At 67.1% G+C, this 9112-nt stretch carries 4 protein-coding genes; all 4 read right to left on the bottom strand.

Going from position 1 to position 9112, the window contains the following annotated elements; genetic code table 11:
- Nucleotides 1–935 (bottom strand): hypothetical protein (locus KDH83_RS27320; protein WP_212321480.1); only part of this gene is annotated, 935 nt, incomplete at its 3' end.
- 17 nt (nucleotides 936–952) lie between these two features.
- Complete coding sequence (locus KDH83_RS27315) at nucleotides 953–2560, bottom strand: hypothetical protein (RefSeq protein WP_212321479.1); 1608 nt, start codon at nucleotides 2558–2560, stop codon at nucleotides 953–955.
- A gap of 109 nt (nucleotides 2561–2669) precedes the next feature.
- Nucleotides 2670–4175, bottom strand: coding sequence for a hypothetical protein (locus KDH83_RS27310; protein ID WP_212321477.1), 1506 nt, complete (start codon nucleotides 4173–4175; stop codon nucleotides 2670–2672).
- 12 nt (nucleotides 4176–4187) lie between these two features.
- On the bottom strand, nucleotides 4188–8768 hold the full coding sequence (locus KDH83_RS27305) for a hypothetical protein (protein ID WP_212321475.1): 4581 nt from the start codon (nucleotides 8766–8768) through the stop codon (nucleotides 4188–4190).
- Nucleotides 8769–9112 lie beyond the last annotated feature (344 nt).

The following is a 9112-nucleotide window of genomic DNA, read 5'->3' as shown; positions in this document are numbered from 1 at the left end:
GACAGCACCTGGGCGCTGGAGGTGTCCATCGTGAAGGACAGGCCGGTGAGCTGCAGGGCGGAGGCGGCCTTGGAAACCGCCTGTCGCACGGGGTCGGGCAGGCAGCTCAGTGGATCGACGTGGCCGATGTAGGCCGCCAGATCGGCGAAGTCCTTGAGACTGGCGCCGGTGAATGCGGCCGTGAACAGGACTTGCGAGCCGTTCGAGGGCAGGCTGGCCTGCGCCGTTGCCTTGATGGACGGCCCGACCGCGATTTGCGCCCGTATGCCGGCCTCGATGACCGAAATGACGGGCTGGCCGGTGGGCGCGATATTGCCGAAGTCGTAGGTCAGCGCCAGGTCCGTGAGACTGATCGGTCCCAGCGCGACGGACGCCGGCGTGCTTGCCAGCGTCATCAGCGGCGTCTGGCCATCGCTGACGGGACCGGTCACGGCGCGCGGCGGGGCGCCCAGCAGGGCCGCCAGGGCGGGATAGCCGGCGGCGATGTCCAGAACGGCCAGCATGTTCATGCCCGGCGGCAGGTCGATGCCCTGGCCGGCATCGCGGTAGGGAGTCGAGCACAGCACGATGCCGCCGCCGGTGAAGCGCAGGCCGGCATAGCCGGGGATCAGCACATTGGGATAAAGCTGCGCCAGGGTCCAGGGCGCGGCCGGAGTCAGCGTGAGCAGCAGGTCGATGCCGTCGCCGTCCGGCGTCAAGGCCAGCGCGGCGACGCAGGCCGCCGTGCCGTAGCTCACCGTGCCGTTGACCGTGGCGCGCTTGCCGTCGGCGCTGGGCGCGACAACGGCCGCGCCAAACGGCACCGTGCCATCGGGAAAGCCGATGCGCAGCAGCGGGTCCAGGGCGGGGCATTCGATCAGCGCGGCGTTGAACGGCAGGTTGTTCCGCGCGTCCAGCGCGCCGCGCAGCGTCGCTACCAGGGTGTTGACGTCCATGTCTGCGGCTCCGGCCGTTACGCGGCTTGCCAGCGCGAGTAGTGCAGCGCCTGGTGGAAGATGTTGTAGGTGGTGGCCTGGCCGGGGTTGAACGTCATGCTCTGATAGGCGCCGCCCACCGGATAGCGCAGCACCACGGTGAAATCGTTCATCAACGCGTACAGCTCCGCTTCATGCACGTACAGCATGCGCCCGCCGGCAATGCTGGCGACGTAGCGGGCGTACAGCGCCTTGAACCCCTTGGTCTTGAAGGGATCGGTGTCATCGGCCAGCAGGCGGTTAAGCATCAGCGATTCCGTCGGCTGGCCGCTGAACTGGTTGATCATGGAGGACAGGATCGCGGCGCGGATGCCCGGTGTGTTCGGCATCTCTTCCTCGGTCTTGTAGCCCTGCAATTCCGTCGTCATTGCATTGCGCTTGGCGGGGGCGTTGGCGTCCACGTAGATGCCGCCTTGCAATACCCCGTGGATGGCATGGAACAGGCAGTTGTTGTTGGCGCCGCTGGTGGGCAGCACCTGATCGGAGCCCTTGCCGGATCCGGCGCCCTTGATCGTGAATTCCGCCCATACCGGCAGATGGTCGCTGATGCCGGTGACGGCATGCTGCCGCTTGTACATCGTCCGATGCACTTCGTACCACTGCTCGGCGGCATCGGAGTCCGGCGGCGAGAAGCACATGGCCGGTCCCAGCGTTTTCGCGCGCTCCAGGATGAAGTCGATGACGCCGCAGGTCTTCCATGTCAGCGAGGGCATGAACTTGCCGTGCTTGCACAGGCTGAAGATGTTGTCGTAGGCGCTGACCAGCCGCAATGGCTCGCTGCCTTTCGGCGAATAGGTGGTGTACTGCACGAACTCGGGCGTGCTGATGTTGGTCTGGTAGTTCCTGAGCAGGCTCTTGTAGGTGTCCGGCGCCTGCTTGATATCCATGGAATAGTTGAAGTCGCCCAGCACCAGCGTGTCGACTTCGGGCAGCGGATATTTGCTCTCCTTGTATAGCCATTGACGTCCCGTGCCGTACCAGAGTCCGCCGCCGACTTCCGCCAGGGTCGCCAGCTGGTTGATGCCGTAGCCGGAGCCATTGGTCTTGGAAAACTGGTCGCAGGGCGTGCGCGCGTGATAGGAAACCAGATTGACAAGCACGGTGTCGGTGCCGGCTTTTACGTTGACGGTGAGCATGCCGGGCCGCCGGCCGGGAAAGTTGTCTTCCCCGGGCTTGCGCAGGATGACGGGGTCTCCCACCATGACAATGGCGTCCGGCGGTTCGGCATGGGCGCGCTTGGACTTGGCGGGGGAAGCCTTGTAGAAAAACGCGTAGGCGTCGCGTTGACTTTTGCGCTTTGGCGCCTTGCCGGCGTTTGCACCCGAAACCTCGGCTTGCCAGCCGGCATTCGTGTCGAGTTCATGCAGCTTGGTGCAAAGTCTCTGCACGACGGCCTTCGACGTGTCCGAGATGGGCATGCCGATCTTGCTGGCGATGCCATTGCCGATCATCAATTCCTGGATGCAGATGATGTCGGCCTGGCTGCCGACGATGATGTCCGCCATGGTGGCCAGATCGTCGGACGGTATGGTTTCATGCGATCCGAACGTGCGCAGATTCCACGAAAGCACTCTCAAGCTGGCCATGAGGCTGACCTTCCATGAACGGGACGGGCGCGGCGCGCGGGACGCGTCGCGGGGAACGCATGCGCGTCCCGCGCCGGGGCGCAGGACGCGCGCGGGGGGGCGCGCCGGCTCAGCGGACCGGGGAAACCTTGGCGCCTATGCCGGGTTCCTCCAGCAGCACGATGCTGAAGCTGGCCTGCGCCGGCGGCGCCGTGGCGCCCTGGGTGTAGGTCAGCACCGCGCTGGTGGCCAGGCCAGCCGGGTAGGTGACCGGCCAGACCACGGCCGCGCCGCTGGCGGGCACCGTCATGGCGGGCGCGACCACGGTCGAGGCGGCATCCGCGCCGGGTATCGACAGGCTGACGGTGCCGTCCGTGGGAATGTTGCGCAGCTGCACGCCCACGTAGCAGTTGCCCGCCGCCGACACGTTGATCGCCTCTTCCATGCTCATGCTGATGGCCGGCGCGGTGGCGGCGCCGACGGCCAGCCAGGCGAGTTGCGGCTGCTGCGCCAGGAAGCCCGTCACGGCCTTGGTCGTGAAATAGCTGAATACCGACAGGTCCGGCGCTTGCGGCGCGCTGGAATTGTCGACGTAGGCCGCCAGGATCCAGGACTGGCCGCTGGGCTGGGCCGGTGGCGTCCAGACCAGCGGTATGGTGGAAACGGCGATCTGGCCGGCCTGCGTGTAGCTCAGGTCGACCCAGTTGCGCACTTGCCCCGCGTAGCTGAAATTGGTGGCCTGCCAGTTGGCGGGCGAGGGGGCGGCGGTGCTGGTCCAGTACAGGTAGACGCGCGAGCGGCCCGCGCCCGGCCGCGTGTTGATGGCGCGCACATAGACGAAGTTGCGCCGGTCGGCGGCGGCCTGGTTGTTCAGCGTGGTCGAGCCGTATGACGGTTGGCCGGTGTAGGCGCTGGCGTCCTGCGTGGCGTTGACGCCGGCGACGATGAGGTCGGGGCTGGTCTGCGCGCCGGCGCCGCCCTGGCTCGATCCCTGGCTGGGGGCCTGCCGCAGGAACGCGCCCCGGAACTGCGTGTCGGCGATCGCGATCTGCGCATTGGCCTGCAGATAGGCCGCCAGCGCGGCGGCATTGGCGAACGGCGTCGCCGGTAGCGTTGGAGGCCGGGGCGCGGCGCTGTTGTCGATCCAGGAGATCAGGACGTAGCTGGCGCCCGCCGTGCTGGGCTGCGGCGGGGTCCACAGCACCGGCGTGCCGGTGGCAACGAGCTGGTACGTGGCGGCCGCGCTGATGCCCACATAGTTCTGGCTGACGCCGCCGACGCTGAAGCCGCTGCTCTGCCACTTGCTCGGGTCCAGCAGCTGGTCGCTCTGCGCGTAATACAGATAGATGCGCGATGTCTGCGGCCCCGTGCTGGTGTAGTTGGTGCCGCGCACATAAAGGTAGTTGGCCTGGCCGAACGTGGGCTGTTGCTGGAACACCCAGCGCTTGGCGTCCGAATCGGAGAACAGGCCGGCATCGAAGGCGGCGGCCGTCCCGGTCACGATCAGGTCGGGCGACTGGGGCAGGCCGGGGCCGGGAGACTTGTCCAGGCTTTGCCGGATGACGATGCCGGTGAGCTTGTCCGTGGCGCGCGTGGGATCGATATCGCCGCGCGCCTGCAATTCTGGTAGATGCATGGTGGGGTGTCCTTATCGCGCGGCGGGCGTCTTCTGGGCGCCGAAGCTGAGGTTGTAGGTGTTGGTGCCGACGATGAACACCGGTATCCCGCCCCAACGCCGGAAGGGGCTGGGACGGCCCATGCGCACGTGGCGTCGCTCCAGGTCGCGCATCAGCGCCGGGCCGGTCTGCACGCCCATCGTCACGCGGATCTTGGCGTTGTCCGGCATGGGCGTCGCGCCCGGCCAATGCTGTACCTGGATGCTGGTGACGAATTCCGAGGTGAAGACCAGCGGGTTGTTGCGCGGCGTGAAGCCGCCCTGGTATTGGGACAGCGAGCTCTTGGGCTGGTACACCGAGTTGTCCGGACCGGTGCCCTGTACGTTGACGGAGAAGTAGCCGTCCAGCGGCACATAGGGGAAGGTGACCGACAGCATCACCTGGCCGCCGCCGGCGGGCATGGCGATGACGTTGGTGTAGGAATTGTCGGGCGGAATGGCCGTCACTTCCGTGGTGTTGCGCCAGGCCATGTTGTGATGCGACGAGATGAAGTTCACCAGGTCGTCGAAGGTGGTGAACTTGCTGTAGTGCGCGAAATCCGGCGGCTGCGGGTTGGCGCTGTTGTCCACCCAGGCGATCACGCAGTAGTGGTCCGAGCCCGGATCCAGCGAGGGCGGCGTCCAGATCAGCGGCAGCGGCGCCACGCCCACGCCATTGCTGTCGCCGCCCTTGACCGGCGCGGGCACGTCCAGCCAGTTCTGCGGCTGGCCATTGACGGTGACGTTGGCCGAGGACCAGTTGGCCGGCCACAGCGCCATGCTGCCCTTGGTGTAATAGAAGTAGGCGCGCGACTTGATGGCGGCGTTGGTGGTGTTCAGGCCGCGGATGTAGACATAGTTGGGATTGTTCAGCGCGATCTGCTGCTGCACGAAGTCCGTGGCGTAGCCGCTGTCCGTGGTGAAGATGGACAGGTCCGGCGCGATGTTCAGGCCGTAGGGAATCACGTCCGGCGAGCTGGACCAGCCGGTGGCCGGCGAAGTCGGCGTCTCGCCCAGCGAGTGGCGCATGAACAGCGCGCTGCTGACATCGCCCACGCCGCCTTCCAGATGGGCCAGCGCGGCCAGCCTGGACATCAGGGCGGCGCTTCGACCGAAGGCGCCGGCCGCGCGCGTCGACGGCGTCGCGCCCATCTGGATCTGCTCGATCACGCCCAGCGTCTGGCTGACCAGGTTGGCGGTATAGATGGCCGACCCGTCAGGCGCTCCCGACAGCCCGCTGGCACCCTGCGCCGGGCCCAGGTTGGCGGCCAGCGGCAGCGTCTGCACGATGCGCAGCGAGGCCGGCTCCAGCACCCGCAGCGCCGCGGCGTTGATGTCGGTGGCGAACAGCCGGCGGCCGTCGGGCGAGTATTGCAGGCCGGTCAGGTTCACGTAGGGCTGCGGGATCGCGGCGATGCGCGATTGCAGCGTGGCCGCGTCGATGACGGTAACGGTGTTGTTCTGTGTGCCGGCGTTCAGCACGCAGACGCTGCGGCCGTCCGGCGACACCGCCAGATCCTGGGCCTTGACGTCGCCCTGGATGATCTTGGGGTCGAGCACATAGCTGGCGCCGCGCGCCCGGATCACGCGGACCTGGGCGGCGTCCACATTGACCAGGAACAGCGAGGCGCCGTCGGGCGTGGCGCGCAGCAGGATGCGCCGGGCCGACGTGGCGGTGTACAGCGCGACCTGGAGGGTCTGTTTCCAGCCGATGGCGCTGACGGCCGCGCCGCCCTGGAATACCACCAGCGACAGGGCATGCGCGGCATCGGCGCAGACCATCCAGACGGTGTTGCCGTCGCCGGATACCGCCAGTGCGACCGGCGCGGCGCCCGCGCCGGCCGAGATGGTCAGCGGCGAGACGTCGAGCGTCTGCGTATCGATGACGTAGAGCGTCGGGTCGCCCTGGACGATGGCGAACGCCAGGTGCGCCAGGGGATCGGGCGAGCTGACGCAACGCAGCACGGGCTTGTTGGCCAGCAGGCTGCGCGTCTGTCCGGATTGCAGCCCGTACACCAGGATGCCGGGGCTGGGCGTCGTGGCCGGCAGCGAGGCGTCGTGCCAGGCCGCCACCGCGGTGCCGCTGGCATAGGCCTCGACGCTGGTGGGATGGATGGGCAGGCTGGGCGGCGCCTGCGTGGAGGCCTGATAGGTGGCCAGCGTCACCACGCCGAGGCCGCCGGCGGCGGCCACCAGCACCTGCTGCCCGTCGGGCGAGACCGCCAGGCCGGCCGGGGCGGCGCCGACGCCCGCCACGGTGCCCAGCACCGCGGCAGTGGACGGCAGGCCCCAGCAATCGATCAGCGACAGCGTGCCGTCGCCGCCATTGGCGACGAAAGCGTAGGCGCCGTTGGGAATGATGCCGATGGCGCCGGGCGCAGAGCCGACGTTCAGCGTCTTGCGCTGTCCGGTATTGGGATGGTCGGGATCGATGGCCACCACCGTGCCCGTGCTCTTGCACGAGACCAGCAGTTGCTGCCCGCCGGGCGCGGCGGCCAGGGCGGTGGGGCCGCCGCGCACCGACTGCACCAGGGTCACGCCGCCCGGCGCGCCGCTGTTGGTCAGGCCGATCATGGACAGCGTGTCGTCGCCCTGGTTGGCCACGAACACGCGTGCGCCGGCGGCATCCAGCGTCAGTCCGGCGGGCTGCAGGCCGACCGGGACGCTGGCTTCGAACTGGAAGCCGTTGGCGCCGCCCAGCAGCGACACCAACTGGCCGTTGCTCTGGCTGGAGGCGCCGGCCACCGTGATGAACAGGCGCGGGCCGTTCGGACTGTAGGCGATGGCCTGGCCGGCGCCGGGAAGCGTCACGACCGACGGCGCGCCGAATTGCGGCAGGCCATCGATGCCGAGCGTCGCGGAAAAGACCGATACGGTCTTGTCGGCGTTCAACACCGCCACCGTGCCGCCATCCGGCGAGAAGACCAGCGCCTGCGCGACGCGGTTGGTGGCCACGCTGCCGACGACGGAATACTGGATGGTGTCCAGCACGGACAGGCCGGCGACGGTGCCGCCGCCGGCCAGCAGGTAGGGGCCGGTGGGCGAGGCCGCGACCACCGTGGGCGGCGAACTCAGCGCATGGATCCTGGCCTGCGGGTCGAACGCGCTGATCACGATGCGCCGCGTCAGGCTCAACGGGTTCTGCGCCGTCGTGGGCGCCAGGCTGACCATCTGCGGCTGCGTCACGGAAACCGTGGTGCCGCTGACGCGCGGAAAGCTCTGGCCTTCGAACGCCGGGCCGGTGGAGGTGATGGTGACGCCGTCGCTGGAATCCACCGCCCAGTTGAAGCGCGCATCATGCGACAGCGAGCCCGCATAGATATCGGCCGGCATCGCCGAAAAGGCATTGACCACCGGCAGGGCGATGGCGTCGACGGTGCGGCGGTCGACGTTTTCCACGGTGCCGGCCGCGCCGGTTGCCGTGAGCAGGAACGCGGTCGATTCCGCGTCCAGGGTGGCGTCGATCTGCGTCTTGCCGGTCACGGGCGTGATGGCGTAGGCCTGGGTCAAGGTCAGGCTCTGCGCGCCGCTCGTGGTCCAGCTGACCTGCACCTGGGCCGAACCGTTCGAGAACACGGCGGGATTGGGCGTTACCTGCAGGCTGCCGATCTGCGCGTGCGCGACCTTGTTCAGGATCAGCATGAAGGTGCCGTCGCGGTAGCCGGGCACATTGGCATAGGCGATCAGCATCGCGGTTGCGCCGGGCTGATAGGTGGTGACCACGTTGCTGAAGTTCACCTGCACGATGGACTGCGGGCCCAGGCCGACGATGGGCGCGCCATCGGGCGGCTGCAGCGTCCAGCAGGGGCTTTGGGCTTGCGTGTTCTGCGTGATCTCCCAGGCCTGCGCGTTCTGGCCGGCGGTCGCCTGGATCAGGGTGCCGTTGGCGGCGTCGGTGAGCGCGCCGAAGCCATAGCGATCCTGGGGCGCGCCATAGACGAAGCCCACCGTGAAAACGGTGTCCGGGCCCGCCAGCACCTGGGTTTGCTGGCGGTTGGCGAACTGCAGGCCGAAGAGGTTGCGCGCGGTCAGCGTGGCGGTTGGGCTATTGACGATGCCGTTGGCGCTGAGCGCGACGCTCAGCACCGTGGACAGGTCCAGCTGGCCCGAGGGCTTGTTCTGCAGGGCGACGGCAAAGGCGCCATACGAGCCCGCCACGCCCGGCACGTTGTAGTACTCGGTGTACAGCTGCACCTGGGGACTGGCCAGGGGCGCGGGCACGGTGATGCCGTCGATCGCCACATTGACCACGCCGGCGGTGCCCGAAGCGAGGGGAATGGGCCGCAGCGGCGTCATGCCGAACACGCCCTGGCCGGGGAATTTCTGGAATTGCCAGTCCGGTGCGCTGAAGTCCAGCTTGGTCCAGGTGTCGGCGCTCATTTGCAGGGCGCTCAGGTCCACATAAATCGTGGTGCCGGAAACCGGGGGCGAGGCCGGGTCGGGAATGTCGCCCGGCGACAATGTGGTGGAACCCGAACTTAACTGGATTTGCAGCGTGGCCTGGTTATAGCTGCTGTCCGAAGTGATATAGATGACGTTTTCAGCGTCGCGGTCATCGGCTTTATTGATAATCAAAAAACCCAATTGCATGGCCGCTGTCGCAGCGACAGCCGTGGTGTCTTCCAACATTCGAGTTCCTTTATGGAGATGCTAGGGACCAACGTCAGTGCCGACCAGATTGCGTGCTGTCAGTGCGCGCGGGGCAGAGTATATATAGTCTTAAATTTGGCGAAAAGTGGATTATTGAAAGGTTTGGAATTTTTTTGTTGACCCCGTTTTATTCTCTCTAAATATCACCGGCATATATATTCATTTTCATTAAATTGCCGCAATCGCCATGTTCGATTTTTTTGTCGACAAAATAATAAAAAATGGCGGTTTGGGAAATGCCGGGTACGGTTTGACGCGGTGGGCGGGCG

Origin of the sequence: Achromobacter sp. Marseille-Q0513 (assembly GCF_018195695.1) — a bacterium.
Lineage (GTDB): Bacteria > Pseudomonadota > Gammaproteobacteria > Burkholderiales > Burkholderiaceae_B > Achromobacter.
Note: the sequence above shows the minus strand (reverse complement) of the source record. Positions and strands in the feature narration are given on the sequence as shown.

Excerpts from the sequence above, each read along its gene's own strand:
- KDH83_RS27310 (WP_212321477.1), bottom strand. The coding sequence starts at position 4,175 with ATGCATCTACCAGAATTGCAGGCGCGCGGCGATATCGATCCCACGCGC.
- KDH83_RS27315 (WP_212321479.1), bottom strand. The coding sequence starts at position 2,560 with ATGGCCAGCTTGAGAGTGCTTTCGTGGAATCTGCGCACGTTCGGATCG.